The sequence below is a fragment of the Ramlibacter henchirensis genome, from assembly GCF_004682015.1.
In the GTDB taxonomy this organism is placed as follows: domain Bacteria; phylum Pseudomonadota; class Gammaproteobacteria; order Burkholderiales; family Burkholderiaceae_C; genus Ramlibacter; species Ramlibacter henchirensis.
This window is the reverse complement of record NZ_SMLM01000001.1, coordinates 2,221,562-2,239,159: the sequence shown is the minus strand read 5'-3', so window position 1 is coordinate 2,239,159 and position 17,598 is coordinate 2,221,562. Positions and strand designations below refer to the sequence as shown.

19 protein-coding genes are annotated in these 17,598 nt (G+C 68.6%); 4 read left to right on the top strand and 15 right to left on the bottom strand.

All coding sequences use genetic code 11. The annotated features are described in order from the left end of the window. Nucleotides 1-2 precede the first annotated feature (2 nt). Nucleotides 3-467 carry a PaaI family thioesterase gene (locus EZ313_RS11050; protein WP_135263200.1) on the bottom strand — a complete coding sequence of 155 codons (465 nt, stop codon included), beginning with the start codon at nt 465-467 and terminating at the stop codon, nt 3-5. A gap of 32 nt (nt 468-499) precedes the next feature. Further along, the gene (locus tag EZ313_RS11045; RefSeq protein ID WP_135263199.1) at nt 500-925 is read right to left on the bottom strand and encodes a MerR family transcriptional regulator; all 426 of its coding nucleotides are present in this window, start codon (nt 923-925) and stop codon (nt 500-502) included. A gap of 110 nt (nt 926-1,035) precedes the next feature. On the opposite strand from EZ313_RS11045, the gene EZ313_RS11040 reads away from it, so the two are divergent. After that, nucleotides 1,036-2,106 carry an MBL fold metallo-hydrolase gene (locus tag EZ313_RS11040; RefSeq protein ID WP_135263198.1) on the top strand — a complete coding sequence of 357 codons (1,071 nt, stop codon included), beginning with the start codon at nt 1,036-1,038 and terminating at the stop codon, nt 2,104-2,106. 3 nt (nt 2,107-2,109) lie between these two features. Here EZ313_RS11040 and EZ313_RS11035 read toward each other — a convergent pair whose 3' ends face one another. The 9 genes from EZ313_RS11035 to EZ313_RS10995 all read right to left on the bottom strand — a co-directional run bounded on the left by EZ313_RS11035 (nt 2,110) and on the right by EZ313_RS10995 (nt 11,263). Further along, nucleotides 2,110-3,021 (bottom strand): M48 family metallopeptidase, encoded by a 912-nt coding sequence (locus EZ313_RS11035; protein ID WP_135263197.1) that lies wholly within the window; start codon nt 3,019-3,021, stop codon nt 2,110-2,112. A gap of 51 nt (nt 3,022-3,072) precedes the next feature. Next, nucleotides 3,073-3,807, bottom strand: coding sequence for a lysophospholipid acyltransferase family protein (locus tag EZ313_RS11030; RefSeq protein WP_135263642.1), 735 nt, complete (start codon nt 3,805-3,807; stop codon nt 3,073-3,075). Between the two features lie 3 nt (nt 3,808-3,810). Then, entirely contained in the window at nt 3,811-4,377 is a 567-nt protein-coding gene (gene gmhB, locus EZ313_RS11025; protein WP_135263196.1) for a D-glycero-beta-D-manno-heptose 1,7-bisphosphate 7-phosphatase, read from the bottom strand. Nucleotides 4,378-4,456: 79 nt separating this feature from the next. After that, the gene (gene glyS, locus EZ313_RS11020; protein ID WP_135263195.1) at nt 4,457-6,571 is read right to left on the bottom strand and encodes a glycine--tRNA ligase subunit beta; all 2,115 of its coding nucleotides are present in this window, start codon (nt 6,569-6,571) and stop codon (nt 4,457-4,459) included. Then, nucleotides 6,571-7,500, bottom strand: coding sequence for a glycine--tRNA ligase subunit alpha (glyQ, locus tag EZ313_RS11015; RefSeq protein WP_135263194.1), 930 nt, complete (start codon nt 7,498-7,500; stop codon nt 6,571-6,573). The genes glyS and glyQ overlap by 1 nt, the downstream gene beginning before the upstream one ends. A 10-nt stretch (nt 7,501-7,510) precedes the next feature. After that, nucleotides 7,511-9,049 (bottom strand): apolipoprotein N-acyltransferase, encoded by a 1,539-nt coding sequence (lnt, locus tag EZ313_RS11010; RefSeq protein WP_135263193.1) that lies wholly within the window; start codon nt 9,047-9,049, stop codon nt 7,511-7,513. Further along, nucleotides 9,046-9,933, bottom strand: coding sequence for an HlyC/CorC family transporter (locus tag EZ313_RS11005; RefSeq protein WP_135263192.1), 888 nt, complete (start codon nt 9,931-9,933; stop codon nt 9,046-9,048). Before EZ313_RS11005 ends, lnt begins: the two co-directional genes overlap by 4 nt. Before the next feature lie 91 nt (nt 9,934-10,024). Further along, nucleotides 10,025-10,681 (bottom strand): GNAT family N-acetyltransferase, encoded by a 657-nt coding sequence (locus EZ313_RS11000; RefSeq protein ID WP_135263191.1) that lies wholly within the window; start codon nt 10,679-10,681, stop codon nt 10,025-10,027. 99 nt (nt 10,682-10,780) lie between these two features. Then, complete coding sequence (locus tag EZ313_RS10995) at nt 10,781-11,263, bottom strand: Lrp/AsnC family transcriptional regulator (RefSeq protein ID WP_135263190.1); 483 nt, start codon at nt 11,261-11,263, stop codon at nt 10,781-10,783. Between the two features lie 105 nt (nt 11,264-11,368). Here EZ313_RS10995 and hppD point away from each other — a divergent pair, with 105 nt between their 5' ends. Continuing rightward, nucleotides 11,369-12,502, top strand: coding sequence for a 4-hydroxyphenylpyruvate dioxygenase (hppD, locus tag EZ313_RS10990; RefSeq protein ID WP_135263189.1), 1,134 nt, complete (start codon nt 11,369-11,371; stop codon nt 12,500-12,502). A 111-nt stretch (nt 12,503-12,613) separates the two neighbouring features. After that, a complete protein-coding gene (locus tag EZ313_RS10985; protein WP_135263188.1) occupies nt 12,614-13,189 on the top strand; it encodes an adenylate/guanylate cyclase domain-containing protein in 576 nt (191 codons plus the stop codon). Here the strand turns inward: EZ313_RS10985 and EZ313_RS10980 are convergent. The 4 genes from EZ313_RS10980 to EZ313_RS10965 all read right to left on the bottom strand — a co-directional run bounded on the left by EZ313_RS10980 (nt 13,161) and on the right by EZ313_RS10965 (nt 16,702). After that, entirely contained in the window at nt 13,161-13,814 is a 654-nt protein-coding gene (locus tag EZ313_RS10980) for a Crp/Fnr family transcriptional regulator (protein WP_135263187.1), read from the bottom strand. The genes EZ313_RS10985 and EZ313_RS10980 overlap by 29 nt on opposite strands. Nucleotides 13,815-13,874: 60 nt before the next feature. Beyond that, the gene (locus tag EZ313_RS10975) at nt 13,875-14,525 is read right to left on the bottom strand and encodes a helix-turn-helix transcriptional regulator (protein ID WP_135263186.1); all 651 of its coding nucleotides are present in this window, start codon (nt 14,523-14,525) and stop codon (nt 13,875-13,877) included. 110 nt (nt 14,526-14,635) lie between these two features. Next, a complete protein-coding gene (locus EZ313_RS10970) occupies nt 14,636-15,760 on the bottom strand; it encodes a response regulator (protein ID WP_135263185.1) in 1,125 nt (374 codons plus the stop codon). Between the two features lie 36 nt (nt 15,761-15,796). Next, nucleotides 15,797-16,702, bottom strand: coding sequence for an esterase/lipase family protein (locus tag EZ313_RS10965; RefSeq protein WP_135263184.1), 906 nt, complete (start codon nt 16,700-16,702; stop codon nt 15,797-15,799). Nucleotides 16,703-16,819: 117 nt separating this feature from the next. On the opposite strand from EZ313_RS10965, the gene EZ313_RS10960 reads away from it, so the two are divergent. Beyond that, nucleotides 16,820-17,560 carry an FFLEELY motif protein gene (locus EZ313_RS10960; protein WP_135263183.1) on the top strand — a complete coding sequence of 247 codons (741 nt, stop codon included), beginning with the start codon at nt 16,820-16,822 and terminating at the stop codon, nt 17,558-17,560. The last annotated feature ends 38 nt before the right edge of the window (nt 17,561-17,598 follow it).

Here is a 17,598-nt window from a genome sequence, read left to right as displayed (position 1 = left end):
CTTCAATGTTTCACGTCGTCGCGGCCGGCGACGACCATCAGCGTCGTGCTCATCGTGGCGACGAGCTTCTCGCGGCCGTCCTCGACGGCGAAGGCGCGTCCCTCGACGACGGTGATGGTGCGGCCCGGCTTGACCACCGTGCCCACCATCCGGAAGCGCTGGCCGCGCGCGGGCGCGACGAAGTTGATCTTGTATTCGATGCTGAGGACGCCCACTTCGGCCGGCATCAGGGTGGAACCCGCATAGCCGCAGGCCGAGTCGAGCGCGGCGCCGATGATGCCGCCGTGCAGGAAGCCGTGCTGCTGCGTCAGGTGCGCGGCCCAGGGCAGCTGGACCTCGACTTCGCCGGGCTCTGCCCGAACCATGGTCGCGCCGATCGTCGTCATCGCGGTCTGCCGCGCGAAGCTGGCGCGCACGCGCGCTTCGAAACCGGGATCGGCAGGCTGGAAAACGGGAGCGTCGGGCATGGCGGGCACGTTGACGTTTACGTAAACGTCAATTATGCCTGCCGGGCCCGTCCGCTGTCCTTGTCCTTTTCCTTCTCCAGCCGCGACAGCAGCGCCCGCGCTTCGCGCTCGTGGACCCTCACCTCGTCCAGGTTGGACTGCAGGTCGGCCATCTGCTCTTCCAGCTGCTTGCGGTGCTGCGACAGGATGGCGAGGAACTTCTTCAGCTGCGGGCCGGTGTCCCGCGGGCTGTCGTACATGTCGATGATTTCCCTGGCCTCGGACAGCGACAGGCCCAGGCGCTTGGCGCGCAGGGTGAGCTTGAGCCGCGTGCGGTCGCGCGCGCTGTAGATGCGGTTGCGCCCGCCGGGGCCGGAGCGCTCGGGCTGCAGCAGTCCCATGTCCTCGTAGAAGCGCATCGCGCGGGTCGTGAGGTCGAACTCCCGTGCCAGATCGCTGATCGTGTAGGTGGTGGCCATTCGTGTCGGTGTACGGCTGGCGACAGGCGACTGCGCGCCTGCGCCTAGAATGCGCGGATTACATCTGACGTTTACGTCAACGTCAATTCGGCGTCCCCGCCTGCCCACGAATGAATCCCCAGGAAGCACAGTTGAACTACCCGCTGGGGGACGCGCTCCCGGCGCCCGGCAGCACGCTGGAGATCGCCCCGGGCGTGCGATGGGTGCGCATGGCCCTGCCCTTCGCGCTCGACCACATCAACCTGTGGCTGCTGCGCGATGAACTCGATGGACGCCGGGGCTGGACGGCGGTGGACTGCTGCATCACGCGCGACGAGGCCAAGGCCCAGTGGGAGCAGGTGTTTGCCTCCTCGCTGGAGGGCTTGCCGATCCTGCGCGTGATCGTGACGCACATGCACCCGGACCACATCGGGCTGGCGCACTGGCTGTGCGAGCGCTGGTCGACACCGGAGCATGTCTGCAGGTTGTGGATCAGCGCGACCGACTACAACGCGGCGCGCGTGGGTTCGCAAAGCACCACGGGCTTCGGCGGCGAGGCGGCGGCGCGCTTCTTCGCCTCGCACGGCCTGAGCGACCCGGAATCGATCGAGAAGATCCGCGGCCGGGCCAACTACTACCCGAGCATGGTGCCCGCGGTGCCGCCGAGCTTTCGCCGGCTGCAGGACGGCGACGTGCTGCGCATCGGCGATCGCACCTGGGAATGCATCAGCGGCCATGGGCACGCGCCGGAGCACATCTCGCTGTTCTGCCCCGCGCTGAAGCTGCTGATCAGCGGCGACATGATGCTGCCGCGCATCTCCACCAACATCAGCGTCTACGACGTCGAGCCCGAATCGGATCCGCTGCGGCTTTTCCTCGCCTCGATCGACAAGTTCCGCCGCCTGCCGGCGGACACGCTGGTGCTGCCTTCGCACGGCAAGCCTTTCACCGGCCTGCACCGCCGCATCGAGCAGTTGCACGAGCACCACCGCGACCGGCTGGCCGACGTGCTGGAGGCGTGCAAGCGCAGGCCGTCTTCGGCAGCCGACATGCTGCCGGTGCTGTTCAAGCGGCAGCTCGATTTGCACCAGACCACCTTCGCGATGGGCGAGGCGGTGGCGCACCTGCATGCGCTCTGGTACTCGGGGAAGCTGCGCCGCGAGAAGGATGCCGAGAGCGTGTGGCGCTTCGCCGCGGCCTGAGCCTCACCAGGGCGGCAAGGCTTCGTCGCGCAGTTGGCCGCGCAGCTGCGCGTAGTCGGGCACCACGGTCGCCACGGTGTCCCAGAAGCGCGGGCTGTGGTCCATCACGCGCAGGTGCGACAGTTCGTGCGCCACGACGTAGTCGATCACCGGCAGGCGGAAGTGGATCAGCCGCCAGTTCAGGCGGATCGTGCCGTCGGAATGCGCCGTGCCCCAGCGCGTGCCCGCGTTGCTCAACACCAGCTTGCGCCACTGCACCGAGAGCTTCGGCGCGTAGTGCTCCAGGCGCTCGGTGAAGACGCGCTTGGCCTGGCGCATCAACCAGGCCTGGACCGCATCGCGGATCTGCTCGGCGGTGGCGTGGTGCGGCAGCCCTACGTGCAGTGTCAGGCGCGGCACCCCGGGAAGGGCCTCGCCGCCGGCGTTCAATTCGGCTGCGCCGCCGCGACGGGGATCGAGGACCACGATCACCTGCTCGCCCAGGAACGGGATGACGGCGCCCTCCTTCCACTGGATGCGCGCGGACTCGATGCGGTCCTGCCGCTGGCGGGCGGATTCGAGCTTCGACAGGATCCACGCTGATTTGCTGCGGACCGCGGCGTCGACCTCGTACAGCGGCACCCACTTGGGCGCGCTGACGGTCAGGCCTTCCGGGCCGACCACGAAGCCGATGTTGCGGCGCTTGGCGCGCCGTAATTCGTAGGCGACGAAGGTGTGGCCCAGCGTCGCCTGCCGGTTCGCGCGCGGATGGTGGAAGGTGGCGGGCGCCAGCACCGCGTCCAGCGGCTCGGCGGGCGCCGCCGCGCGAAGCGGCTGGGGCGGCTCGGGGGCCGGTGGCGGAGCGGTGGGTGCGGGGGCGGCCTGCGGCGGCGCGGGATCGAAGAGGTCGAGCGTGAGCTGGATGAGCTTCAGCACGGCCGCGAGTATAGGCAGAGCCAGGCCCATTGCCGGGCTGGCGACCGACTGTTACTCGTACGCCTGCGGATCGAGGCGGCGCATCTCGCCCTCGATCCACGCTTCGACCTCTCGCATCAGTTCGTCGGGGCGGCGGCCCTGGCTCGGGATCGGACGTCCGATGGAGACGTCGACCACGCCGGGATGCTTGATGAAGGACTTGCGCGGCCAGCACTTGCCGGAGCTCACCGCCACCGGGATCACCGGGGCGCCGGTTTCCACCGCCAGCCGCGTGCCGCCGCTCTTGTACGTGCCCTGCTGGCCGCGCGGGATGCGCGTGCCCTCGGGGAACATGATGATCCAGATGCCCTGCGCCAGCAGCCGCTTGCCTTGTTCGACGACCTTGTTGAAGGCCTGGGCACGCTGGCTGCGGTCGATGTGGATCATGTCCAGCCGGGCCATCGCCCAGCCGAAGAACGGCACGAACAGCAGCTCCCGCTTGAACACGAAGGCCAGCGGATGCGGCATCAGCACCGGCATCAGGAAGGTTTCCATCGTGCTCTGGTGCTTGACCAGCAGGATGGCCGGCGCGGTGGTGCCCACCGGCAGGTTCTCCATGCCGGTGACGCGCCAGTGCACGCCGCAGATCAGGCGCACGCCGTTGACGGCCCAACTGAGCCAGGTTACGGCCATCCAGTACAGCGGGATGCCGCGGCGCCAGATCGAGGCGACCAGCATGACGATCGCCCAAGGCATCACCGTCACCAGCATCCACAGCGCGTGGACGGTGGAGCGAAGGTAGGCCAGCACTTAGGGATGCGGACGCGGCGCGGGCCGGGTCACCAGGTAGTCCGCGAAGGCGGCGAGGTCTCGATGCACGCGGGTGTTGGCCGGGAAGGTCTCGGGCAGCGGGCGGCCGGCGAATTCGGCGCCCTTGCCGGTGAGCACCAGGTGCGGCTCGCCGCCGACGGCCACGGCGGCCTGCAGGTCGCGCAGGCTGTCGCCGACGATGGGCGTGCCCTTGAGCTCGACGCCGAAGCGCTCGCCGATCTGCTCGAAAAGTCCCGGCAGCGGCTTGCGGCAGCTGCAGCCTTCCTCGGGCGTGTGCGGGCAGTAGAAGATGGCGTCGACGCGGCCGCCGTGCGAGGACAGCAGCTTGTGCATCTTGGCGTGCATGGCGTTGAGCGACGCGACGTCGAACAGGCCTCGGCCGAGGCCCGACTGGTTGGACGCGATGGCCACGTGCCATCCGGCGTGATTGAGCCGCGCGATCGCTTCCAGCGCGCCGGGCAGCGGCTCCCACTCCAGCGGCGACTTGACGAACTGGTCGCTGTCGGCGTTGATGGTGCCGTCGCGGTCGAGGATGACGAGTTTCATAGGACTGACGCCGGGCCGCCCCAAGGCAGTCCAGCCCCCTCGGGGGGCAGCGACGACACGAAGTGCGGAGCGTGGGGGCTCATGTCGCCAGGCGCGAAAGATCCGCCACTCTATTCATCGCCCCGTGCAGCGTGGCCAGCAGGCCGAGGCGGTTCAGGCGCAGGTCCGCCTCCTCGGCGTTGACCATGACGTCGTCGAAGAAGGCATCGACCGGCGCACGCAGCGCGGCCAGTGTCTGCAGCGAGCCGGTGTAGTCGCCGGCCTCGAACTTGGCCTTGGCCGCGGGCGCGAGCTCGCGGGTGGCGGCATAAAGCGCCTTCTCGGCGTCTTCGCGCAGCAGCACTTCGCTCACATGCGGATCGACCGAGCCTTCGGCCTTCTTGAGGATGTTGCCGATGCGCTTGTTGGCCGCGGCCAGCGCGGGGGCTTCGGGCAGCGCGGCGAAGGCGCGCACCGCTTCCAGGCGCGGCTTGACCTCTTTCCAGGGCGGCCGCACCGCGATCACCGCTTCCACTTCCGCGGAGCCGTGGCCCTGCTCGCGCAGGTAGCCGCCGATGCGCTCGTAGATGAACTGCAGCACCTGCTCGTTGCTCTCATGCGGCTTGGCGAGCAGCGCGCCGAAGCTCGTGCTGGCCACGCCCACCAGCGAAGGCAGGTCCAGCGGCAGGCCGCGCTCGATCAGCATGCGCACGACGCCGAGCGCGTGGCGGCGCAGCGCGAACGGATCCTTGTCGCCCGAGGGCAGCTGGCCGATGCCGAACAGGCCGACCAGCGTCTCCAGCTTGTCGGCCAACGCGACGACCAGGCCGACGTCGCCGCGCGGCAACTCGTCTCCGGCGAAACGCGGCTTGTAGTGGTCTTCAATCGCGTCGGCGACGGACGCCGGCAGCCCGTCGTGCTGCGCGTAGTAGCGGCCCATGATGCCCTGCAGCTCGGGGAACTCGCCGACCATGTCCGTCAGCAGGTCGGCCTTCGCCAGTCGAGCTGCGGTGTCAGCGGCCTGCGAAAGCGCCTCGCCGCCGATTTGCGCGCCGATGTGGCGCGCGATGGAACGCACGCGCTCGACGCGCTCACCCTGCGTGCCCAGCTTGTTGTGATAGACCACCTTGGCCAAACCCGGCACGCGGGAGTCGAGCGGCTTCTTGCGGTCCTGGTCGAAGAAGAACTTGGCGTCCGCGAGACGCGGTCGCACGACGCGCTCGTTGCCGCCGATCACCGCGCTCGGGTCCTGCGGCCGGATGTTGCTCACCACCAGGAAGCGGTGCGTGAGCTTGCCCTGCGCATCCAGCAGCGGGAAGTATTTCTGGTTGGCCTTCATCGTGAGGATGAGGCATTCCTGCGGCACTTCCAGGAACTCGCGCTCGAACTGGCAGACCAGCACGTTCGGCCGCTCCACCAGCGCGGTGACTTCATCGAGCAGCGCTTCATCCTCGATCGCGCGCGCGCCGCTGCCGGCCTTCTGCGCGGCCGCGGTGAGCTGGCGAGCGATCTCGGCGCGGCGGGCTTCGAAGCTGGCAATCACCGCGCCCTGTTCCTGCAGCACGTGCGCGTAGCTGTCGGCATCCGGAATGTCGACGCGCGGGCTCGCCGCCTCGAAGCGGTGGCCCTGCGTGCTGCGACCCGACTTGAGCCCGAGGGCTTCGATAGGGACCACCTCGCGGCCATGCAGCGCGACCAGGGAATGCGCCGGGCGCACGAACTTCACGTCGCTCCAACCGTCCGCCAGCTGGTAGGTCATCACCTTCGGAATCGGCAGCCGCGCGATGACCTCGGCCAATGCTTTCTGCAGGCCTTCCGCGAGCGTCGCGCCCTTGGCGGTGCTCTCGTAGAACAACGCCTCGGCCTTGCCGTCGGGCGCGCGCTTGAGCGAAGCGACGGCCGATGCGTCCGCGCCCAGTGCCTGCAGTTTCTTGAGCAGCGCCGGCGTGGGCTGACCCTGCGCGTCCAGGCCGACGCTGGCGGGCATCAGCTTTTGCGAGACGGCCTTGTCGGCCGCGCGATCGGCCACAGCCGTGATGTGCGCAGCGAGACGCCGGGGCGACGCGTACGGCGTGAGCACGGAGCCCGCGCCCGCGAGGCCCTGCGCCTTGAGCTGCTCCAGCAGCGCATTGCCGAACGCCTCACCCAGTTTCTTCAGCGACTTGGGCGGCAGTTCCTCCACGAACAGTTCGACCAGCAGGTTGGCGTTTGCCATCACGCCGCCTCCACCAGCTTGTCGGCCACCATCCTGGCGGTGGCCGCTTCGGCCCAGGCCTTGGGCGCCATCGGGAAGCCCAGCCGCTGGCGGCTGAGCAGGTAGCTCTGCGCCACGCTGCGCGCCAGGTTGCGGATGCGGCCGATGTACGCGGCGCGCTCGGTGACGCTGATGGCGCCGCGCGCGTCGAGCAGGTTGAAGGTGTGCGCCGCCTTGAGCACCTGCTCGTAGGCGGGCAGCGCGAGCTGCTGCTCCATCAGGTACCTGGCCTGCTTCTCGTGGGCGCCGAAGGCGGTGAACAGGAACTCGGCGTCGCTGTGCTCGAAGTTGTAGGCCGACTGTTCGCGTTCGTTCTGCAGGTACACGTCGCCGTAAGAGAGGCCTTCGGTCCACTTGAGCTGGTAGACGTTGTCCACGCCTTGCAGGTACATGGCCAGGCGCTCCAGCCCGTAGGTGATCTCGCCGGTGATCGGCTTGCAATCGATGCCGCCCACCTGCTGGAAGTACGTGAACTGCGTGACTTCCATGCCGTTGAGCCAGACCTCCCAGCCCAGGCCCCAGGCCCCCAACGTGGGGTTCTCCCAGTCGTCCTCGACGAAGCGGATGTCGTTCTTCTTCAGGTCGAAGCCCAGCGCCTGGAGCGAGCCGAGGTACAGCTCGAGGATGTCATCCGGCGCGGGCTTGAGCACCACCTGGTACTGGTAGTAGTGCTGCAGGCGGTTGGGGTTCTCGCCGTAGCGGCCGTCCTTGGGCCGGCGGCTGGGCTGGACGTACGCGGCTTTCCACGGCTCGGGGCCGAGCGCGCGCAGGAAGGTGGCGGTGTGCGAGGTGCCCGCGCCCACCTCCATGTCGTACGGCTGCAGCAGCGCGCAGCCCTGGGCGTCCCAGTACGACTGCAGCTTCAGGATGATTTGCTGGAAGGTGAGCATCGGGCCGATTTTAAGTGCCCGCTCTCCTGCGAAGCCGCGGCAGCGCTCCCAAAACAGGAGCAAGCGCCAGCAGCCACAACGGCCACAGGCCCAGGCGCGAAGCCCACCAGGCGAAGGGGGTGGTGCCGGCGCGCCCCGACACTTCGCCGGTGAGCACGTCGCGCGTGTGCGGCGCCAGCGAGTGCGTCACGCGGGCGCGGTGGTCGATGATGGCCGTCGCGCCCGTGTTGGTGGCGCGGATCACCGGGCGGGCGAACTCGAGGGCGCGCATGCGGCTGATGTGCAGGTGCTGGTCGATGGCGACCGTGTTGCCGAACCAGCCGATGTTGCTGACGTTCACGAAGATGGTGGGCGCGAGGCGCGGGTCCACGAAGCGCGCCGCCAGTTCCTCGCCGAACAGATCTTCGTAGCAGACGTTGGGTGCGAGCCGCTGGCCCTGCCACTCGAACGAGGGCTGGCCCACCGAGCCGCGGTTGAAATCGCCCAGCGGAATGTTCATCAGGTCGGTGAACCAGCGGAACAGCGGCGGGATGAATTCGCCGAAAGGGACGAGGTGGTGCTTGTCGAAGCGGTACGCATCGGCGCCCGGCTTGAGACCGACGACGGAGTTGGTGTAGCCCTGCTCGTAGCTGCCGAGCGGGATGCCGATCAGCGAAGCCTGTTCGCCCCGCCCGAAGTGTTCGGCCAGGCTTTGGAGGTAGCCCTCCGGCAACTGCTGGGGCAGCAGAGGGATCGCCGTCTCGGGCGCCACGACGAGGCTCGTGCGGGCGGCCGTCAGTTGCTCGGCATACCACTGGAGCGCGAGCGGCACGCCGGTGCGGCCCTCGAACTTCTCGTCCTGCGGGATGTTGCCTTGCAGGAGCGTGACGGGCAGCGGCGCACCGGCGGCTTCATCGTGCGTGGGCGCGATTTGCGTGCAGGCGGCCAGCAGCAGCACCCACACCCCCGCGGCCAGCCAATAGCGCCGCGATCGCCAGGCCTGCGGCAGGAACGACAGGGCAGCGGCGATGGCAGCGGCCACGGCGCCGATGCCATAGACGCCGATCCAGGGCGCGAGGAAAGCCAGTGGCCCGTCGACGTGCGCATAGCCGCCCGCGCCCCAGGGGAAGCCGGTGAACCAGCGCCCGCGCAACAGCTCCGCCAGCAGCCACAGGGCCGCGAAGCTCGCTATCGAGCGCAGCGGCCCCGCCGGTGACCGCCAGCGCCAGAACGCCATCGCGAGCGCGTAGTAGCCGCCCAGGAAGGCCGCGAGCGCCAGCACGGCCACGGCCGCCAGCGGCGCGGGCAGTCCGCCGTAGGTGTGCATGGAGATGAACAGCCACCAGAACGTGCCGGTGAGCCAGACGGTGGCAAACAGCCAGGTGCGAAGCAGCACCGACTTCACCTCAATCGGCTGCGCGATGCACCACGCGAGCAAGGCGAGCGACGCGACCTGCAGCCACCAGAGCGGCCGGCCGGACCAGGGCGTGGCGATGGACACCGCCTGGGCCAGGCCGGCGGCCGGCAGGAGGGCCCACGGAAGCGCCGCGGAGCGGTCGGCGCGGATCACCCGGTGTCGTCGTCGCTGCGGGCGGGCGCCACCTTGAACCAGCGCACGGCGCCGCCCTTGGTGTGCAGCACGACGAAGTCCAGGCCCGCCTTGCGATGGTGTTCGCCGCGCTTGGGCACGTGGCCCATGTCGTGCGCGATCAGCCCGCCGATGGTCTCGAAGCGCTTCTCGCCGTCGGAGACGCCCTCGTCGGGCGCCAGGTCCACGCCGAACGCTTCGTTCACCTTCTCGATGGCCGTGTCGCCGCTCACGCGGTACGTGCGGTCTGCCAGCGCGAAGATGTCCCCCTCTTCCTCGGCGATGTCGAACTCGTCCTCGATCTCGCCGACGATCTGCTCGAGCACGTCCTCGATCGTGATCAGGCCGGCGACACGGCCGAATTCGTCGATGACGATGGCGAGGTGGTTGCGGTTGCCGCGGAACTCTCGCAGGAGGTCGTTCAGGCCCTTGCTCTCCGGCACGAAGACCGCGGGGCGCAGCAGCGCGCGGATGTTCAGCTCCGGCGCGCGCTGCAGCTTGAGCAGGTCCTTGGCCAGCAGGATGCCGATGATGTTCTCGCGATCGCCCTCGTAGACCGGAAAGCGCGAATGCGCCGTGTCGATGACGAGGTGCAGGATCTCCTCGTACGGCGAATCGATGTTGACCAGGTCCATCCGCGGCGCGGCCACCATCACGTCGCCGGCAGTGAGGTCGGCCATCTTGATCACGCCTTCGAGCATCACACGCGATTCGGCGTCGATGATCTCGTTGTCTTCGGCGTCCGCCAGGGTTTCGATCAGTTCATCGCGGGAGTCCGGGCCCGGATGGATGAACTCGGCGACCTTCTGCAGGAACGTGCGCCGGTCTTCTCTCTCGGGAGACCGCGCAGGGTGGGGGTCGGACACAGCCTCTGTGTGCAGGACGTGCGGTGGTTGGGGGACGACTAGGATAGCGCAATCGTCCCCGGTTCCGTGACGGGCGCACGCCCGCCACGGCTCAGCTCGCCGAGCGGTGGCGCGCCTCGCGAACGCCCTGCCGCGTCTCCTGCACCAGGGCGAGGAAATCCCAGAAGCTCTTGGCCTGCTGTTTGAGGCGGTAGTCGGTCTGGGCCAGCTGCTCATCGACGAGCTCGCTCATGTGCGTGTCCAGCGTGGCCGGCGGCAGGCGCAGGTGCGCTTCGGTCTCGCTGCCGAAGCGCTCCAGCGTGGCGCCGGCGCTCCTGGCGATCTTCAGCATCGCGACGTTCTCGCTCAGCGCATGGATGAAGAGCAGGTCCACGCCCTCGTTGCGCGCATGGAGCACGGCGCGCTCGAACAGCCGGCGGCCCCAGCCGCGGCCGCGTGCCCTGGCGAGCACCGACACGCCGAACTCGGCGCAGTTCGCCGAATCCGGATCGCGCGAATACGCCAGGTGCGCCATCGCGATGAGCTCGAGCCGCCGGTTGTAGATGCCGAAGATGTCGTCGCGCTCGAAGTCGAGCTGCTCGACGTAGCGCCGCACCTGCTCATCGGACGCGGCGTAGCCGAAGCGCAGGTAGCGGTCGTCCGGCGGCAACGCCAGCAGGTGGGCCGCGATGCGGTCGCGGTGCTCGGGACCGAGCGAGCGGATCGGGATGACCACGAAGGATGGCCGCAAGGTTTGTTCAAAGGCCATGGACCCAATTTAAGGGTTCCCAACAGCGTCCCAAGCCCGGCAGCGCCGGAGAAGGTAGTTCTACCTAATCGGGGCGTGTGCTCCGGACCACGGCGCCGGCTACACCGGCATCGCAGTGGTGGCCTTCACGCTGTCGAGCACGAAGCTCGTCTTGCAGTCCTGCACGCTGGGGTGCTTGAGCAGCGTGTCCATGATGAAGCGGCTGTAGTGCGCCATGTCCTGCACCACGACGCGCAGCAGGAAGTCCATGTCGCCGGTGAGCGCCGCGCACTCGACCACCTCGGGCCAGCCCTGCACGCTGGCGCGGAACACGTCCATCGGGTTGCGCTTGTGCGTCTCGGTGTGCTTTTCCAGGCGCACGTTGATGTAGGCCGTGAGCCCCAGCCCGATCGCCTCGGGGCGCACCAGGGCGACGTAGCGGTCGATCACGCCGGCGTCCTCCAGCCGCTTGACCCGGCGCAGCACCGCGCTGGGCGAAAGGCCGACCTGCTCGCCGATCACGTCGTAGGTTTCGCGGCCGTTCTGCTGCAGCGAGCGCAGGATGGCTTTGTCGAGCTTGTCGAGTGCGGAAGAGTCGTTCATAACGCAGTTTTCCTGAGAAAGGATAGCGTTTTGAGCCGATCTCCGGCGGAAAACTGAGGGTTCGTGCGCCTAAAGTTCCGGGTGGTTCAAACGCAAGGAGACAGCATGGACGCCGCACCGGCTGCGCGCACTTTCGCCGCCTGGGACAACCCGATGGGCACCGACGGATTCGAGTTCATCGAGTACGCCGCGCCCGACCCGAAGGCCATGGGCGCGCTGTTCGAGCGGATGGGATTCCGGCCGATCGCGCGGCACCGCCACAAGGACGTGGTGCTCTACCGGCAGGGCGGCATCAACTTCATCGTGAACGCGGAGCCCGATTCGTTCGCGCAGCGCTTCGCGCGCCTGCATGGCCCGAGCATCTGCGCGATCGCGTTCCGCGTGCGCGATGCGAAGGCGGCGTACGAGCGCGCGATCTCGCTCGGCGCATGGGGCTATGCGGGCCAGGCCGGGCCGGGCGAGTTGAACATCCCCGCAATCAAGGGCATCGGCGACAGCCTGATCTACCTGGTGGACCGCTGGCGCGGCAAGAACGGCGCGAAGGAAGGCGACATCGGCAACATCGGCTTCTACGACGTGGACTTCGAACCGCTGCCGGGGATCGATTCGCAGCAGGCGCTCAACCCGAGCGGCTTCGGGCTGACGTACATCGACCACCTCACGCACAACGTGCACCGCGGGCGAATGGCGGAGTGGTCGGAGTTCTACGAGCGCCTGTTCAACTTCCGCGAGATCCGCTACTTCGACATCGAGGGCCAGGCCACCGGCGTGAAGAGCAAGGCGATGACCAGTCCCTGCGGAAAGATCCGCATCCCGATCAACGAGGAAGGCAACGAGAAGGCGGGCCAGATCCAGGAGTACCTGGACAAGTACCACGGCGAGGGCATCCAGCACATCGCGCTGGGATCCTCCAACCTGTACGACACGGTCGACTCGCTGCAGATGGCCGGCGTGAAGCTGCTGAACACCAGCGAGACCTACTACGAGCTGCTGCCGCGAAGAATTCCGAACCTGGCGGAGAACATCCACGCACTGCAGCAGCGCAACATCCTCGTGGACGGCAAGCCCGGCGAACTGCTGCTGCAGATCTTCAGCGAGAACCAGCTCGGGCCCATCTTCTTCGAGTTCATCCAGCGCAAGGGCAACGAGGGCTTCGGCGAAGGCAACTTCAAGGCGCTGTTCGAGACGATGGAGCTGGACCAGATGCGCCGCGGCGTGCTCGCGACGCAGCAGACCTGAGCGCGGTCGAGCGCGACCTGTCAGGTTTGACAACGCAGGACGCTGGCGGCCTTGCGTGCGCGGCGTGCAACTCGACAATTCGAGCGGTCGCCTGCCGCGCCCGTCGCTCGAATGCAATCTCCCCCGCCCTATTCCCCGTCCCGCTCCACTCGGCGCACTCGCATCATCATGGTGCTGGACGTCGTGGAGTCGGTGCGTCTGATGGAGCGGGACGAACCGGGTTTCATCCGCCGCTGGCAGCGCTTCGTGCGCGAGGCGCGGGACGCGATGCAGGCTTTCAGTGGCCGCATCCACAAGAGCACGGGCGACGGCCTGATGCTGGAGTTCGCCAATGCGGAGGACGCGATCGCGGCCGCCTTCGTGCTGCTGCGCATCAGCGATGCGGGCAACCAGGGCTGCGGCGAGGAGGACCGGATCCGCTTGCGCATCGCCGCCCACGTGGCGCGCTTCGTCGCCGACGAATACGACATCTACGGCCGGGGCGTGAACCTCACCAGCCGGCTCCTGGGGATCGCCAAGCCCGGCGAGGTCTGCATCACCGCGGCGCTGCGCGAGCTGCTCGAAGAGAACGCCCGGCGCCAGCTGGAGGACAGCGGCACCCACCAGCTGCGCCACGTGCGAGAGCCGGTGCAGGTGTACCGCGTGCAGCCGGTGCCCGTCACCAGCGGGCCGGCAGCTTGCGCTTGAGGACGATGCGGCGCAGTCCCAGTTCGACGTAGCCGCCTCGCTCCAGCTCCTTCAGGATCCGGCTGACCATCTCCCGCGAGGAGCCGACGCGGCTCGCGATCGCCTGGTGCGTGAGCGCGGAAAGCACGATGGGTGCGCCGGAGCCGGCAGGTCCGTGGCCGCCTTCCAGCACGCTCACCACGCGTTCGTAGACGTTGTTCAGCGCCAGCTGGCGCGCCTTCGCGGTCGCCGCGCGAACGCGCCCGATCATGCGGGCCAGCAGGTGGCGCGTGAATTCGGGTGACTGCTCCAGGTGCTGGATCATCTCGGCGCGGCTGACCACGGCGCACAAGCAGGGCTCGAGGGTGATCACGGACGCGGAGCGCGGCCCGCCATCGAGCCACATCTCGGCGAAGTAGTCGCCGGCATGGACGATGTCGTAGGTGATCTCGCGGCCATCGACGTCGGTCGAGTAGACCTTCACGCAGCCCTGCAGCAGCACGAAGGTGGTGTCGCCCATCTCGCCCTCGTGCACGATCACCGTGTTCCTGGGATAGCTGCGCGGCACGCCGCGTGAGGCGAAGGCGCGCACGGTGGGACTGAGCGAGGAGAAAAGACGGTCGTGCGCCGCGTCGGACGTGGTCATCGGAACCTGCGCAGGCACTCTAGCAGCGGCGCTGCGCTGCCGAAGGGCCTTGCGGCCTGTTCAATGCATCGGTTCGTGCAGCAGCGGCGCGGGCGCGACCGGCGGCAGCATCGCCACGCGATTGACCAGTTCGCGCACGCCGCTCGAGCGCGTCTTGGCGCACAGGCTCCGGACGTGGCTGCGCACGGTGGAGACCGCCACCTGCAGGTGGCGCGCGATCTCGGGCGCCGAATAGCCCTGGCAGAGGATGCCAAGCACGTTCTCCTCGGCCGACGTGAGCGAGTGGCTGCGCGCGAAGAAACAGAGCATCAGGGAGCCGCATACCGACGGGCGGGAGAACATCAGCGCAGCGTGCGCCGGTGCGCCCTCCTGCGGCCGGCGCATCGGCACCACCGCCAGGCTGAGGCGCTGCGACTCGGCGCCACCCAGCGTGATCAGGCTGCGCCGGCCCGCTGCGGCCTTGGCGAGCGCGCCCTGAAGCGTCTGCTGGTCCTGCGGGGACTGAACCCGAAGCCGGCCGTTCTGCAGCCACAGCGCGCGATTGCGATTGAGCTCCTGCCGCGCGGCGTGGTTGGCGTGCACCAGCTCGCCTGCCCCCGTGGTGACCGCGACTCCGTAGGCGAGTTCGTCCAGTACCAATTCCAGCTGCGGCGCAGTGGCCGGGTGCCCGGCAGCGCCGCGGCTCGCTCTTGGTGTGATCGTCCCTTGCATTGTTTCCCCCTGCTTGTTGATGTGGCGCAAGCTTAGGAAACGAGGCAGGCGTGCGGTGGTGAATAGCGCCGCTGCCGCCTGTGAAATGCGTCACCAGCCGGGAGCGGCGACTAGTGCGCGAGGCCGGTGATTTCGGCGACGTCGAGCGGTTCGCTGCGGCCGGGAAGCTTCACCAGCGAGCGGCGGCCGACAGTGACCGCTCCCGTCAGTTGTCGCAGCGCGGCCACGCTGGCCACGACCGGCCATCCCAGCGAACGGCCCTGGTGCTGAAGCAGCATCGTGGCGCTTACGGCCTCGCCGACCGGAAGCGTCTGCGGCACGGGCGAATGCAGCGGGTCCTGGACGACCGTGAGAGTCACCGGGCCCGCGTGCAGTGCGACATGGGCCTCGAACCGCGGCAGCTTCCGGTCGGGATAGGTGGTCGCGAGGTACTGCTGGATGCCGCGCGTGGCCTCGGCCAAGCCGATGGCGGCGCGCAGCGCGCGCAGGCCATGGTTGACCGTCCGGGTGTCCGTGGCGTCGACGAAGACGGCCAGCACGCCCTCGCCCACGAACTGGATGTGGCGAGCGCCGAACAGGTGGGCCGAGTCGTTCGCGCTGCCGTAGAACCGCCGCACGAGCTCGGCAAGTTCGGCGGGACTGAGCCGCTCCGCGACGCCCGAGTAGCTGGGAACGTCGACGAACAGCACCGTGGCGCAGGGGAAGCGCTCATCCGCCGCGCCGCCGCTTTCAGTGGGCCAGCGGGCGCTGAGCTCGTTGGCCAGGCGCTGTTCGTACAGCTTGGACAGGTAGTGCCGCTGTTCCTCCAGCGCAGCCTGCACAGCCTTGTCGACCGCAAGGTTCTGCATGTTCGCGTGCATGGCCCGCTTGTTCAGCTGCGCCGAGACCGCCTCGAGCAGCTCACCCGGCCGCACCGGTTTTATGAGGTAGTCGTCGGCGCCTGTCGTCATGCCGATGCGCATGTGAGCGCGCTCGGGCAGCGAGGTGAGCAGGACGACCGGCGTGCGGGCGACGTCGGGGTCGGCGTGGCGGCGAAGCGAGGCCACCATGTCGAAGCCGTTCAGGTTCGGCATCTGCACGTCGCTGATGACCAGGTCGGGGCGGCGCGACTCGACCAGCAGCAGGCCCTTGGCGCCGTCCTCGGCGGAGAGCACCTCGTGCCCATCCTTCTTCAGAACGGAAGTCAGCAGGTTCCGTGTGAAGGCTTCGTCCTCCATCACGACGATCAGGGCCATGGGTCGGTTTCTTTTCGGCGTCGGCGTCGAACCATCTTACAGGCGGCCCGCGAGGGCGAACGTGTGATCGATCACAGCCGGCCGGAACGCCAGGTCCACGTGGGCGGCGCCTTCGAACAGCCGGTTGTCGGCGCCCGGCAGCGTCGCGGTGGTCGGCGGGAACACGACGTTGTCGCAGTTGGAGTACCAGCAGGTGAACAGGCGGGTCGCGTCGGGCTCTGTTCCGGGCAGGGCGCTGATCCAGTCGCAGCCGATCCGCATGTCGCGGCCGGGCGGCAGGCGGCTGAAACGCGCCAGCCAGGTGCCGCCGTGCGGCGTTGCAATGGTGACCACATGGGCAGCGCGTGCCCGCCCGCCGCAATGACGCAGCCAGGCGCGCGCGGCCAGCCCACCCATGCTGTGACTCACGAGCAAGGGCGGGCGCCCCGTCGCGCGGGTCACGGCGTCGACCGCGCGGTCGATGGTGGCGCAGTACTCGTCGATCGAGCAGAACACCGGCTCCAGGTTCACCGCGGCAAAGGCATGCCCTCGGTCGCGCGCCTGCCGCATCCAGGGCGTCCAGAAGCCCCGGTTGCAGACAAAGCCGTGGATGAAGACGATCCCGACCTTGCCGGGTGCGGCCTGCAACTGGTCCGGCACGCGGTTCCAGTCAAAAGGCTGGCGCCAACCGAACACCACCATGTCAAGGATCACCTCACGCCCCCACGCGGCAGCCAGCTGGCGGGGGCTCGGCGCCGGCGTGGGGTCGCCTCGGCTCGCGACGCGCAGCAGGATGAACTCAAGCCCCAGGACCCAGGCGTGTGCGAGGGCGACCATCAGCGCGATGACGCAGGCCAGGAGTGGCGACTGCGGCCACAGCAGGACCAGGCTGGCGATCGAGGCCGCCAGGAGCCCGGTGGGCACCCACCGCTGCAGGCGGGCGAGTCTGGAAGCGGGGGACATCAGGCGAGTATGGCCTCGCGGGCCCCAAAGGCGCAGGTTCTCGACCTGACGGGAGGCAGGTCGTCGACCCCGTAATTCCTGCAATGCGCGCTGACCCGGTAGGTAGACTGCTTTCGCATGGAAGCCGCCCGCACCATCCGCGACGCCGTCGCGGCCGTCACCCGGCTGCGGCAAAGCGCCGCCGATGACGCGGAATTGCGAGCGGCGCTGCTCGAGGTCAAGCGGCTGCAATCCCGCCGGTTCTCCGGCACTTACGCCGACCTGCTCGCCGGCGGTACCTATGCGACGGCGGCGCGGTTCTTCCTGAACGAGCTGTACGGCGACAAGGACTACGCCCGGCGCGACGAGCAGTTCGCGCGCATCGCGGGGGCCATCGAGAGGCTGTTCCCTTCGCACGTGGCCGGCACCGCGGCCGCGCTGGCGCAGCTGCATGCCCTGACGGAAGACCTGGACGTGCAGATGGCGCGCTTGTGGCGAATGGAAGTCGGCGCTCACGACGTGGCGCGGCGATATGCGCTGGCCTGGCGCGAGCTTGGGCGGCGCGAGGAGCGGGAGCAGCAGCTGCAGTGCGTGATCGCGCTGGGCCACGAGCTGGCGCGGCTGACCCGCACGCCCGGCCTTCGCACGATGCTGCGCGTCATGCGCGGTCCGGCATCCGCAGCGGGGCTGGCGGACCTGCAGGGATTCCTGGAGGACGGCTTCGACACTTTCTCGGGCATGTCGCGGCGGCGCGGTGCGGTCGAGCACTTCCTGCAGACGGTGCAGGAACGGGAGCGGCGGCTCTTCTCGCTGCTCTATGGAGAGGATCTTGTCGCTTCTGAGACCGAGCTGGCGCGCATCCTAGGACAAGCCCCCTAGCTGCGGCGCGGCCGCTGATGACAATCGCGCGCAAGGAG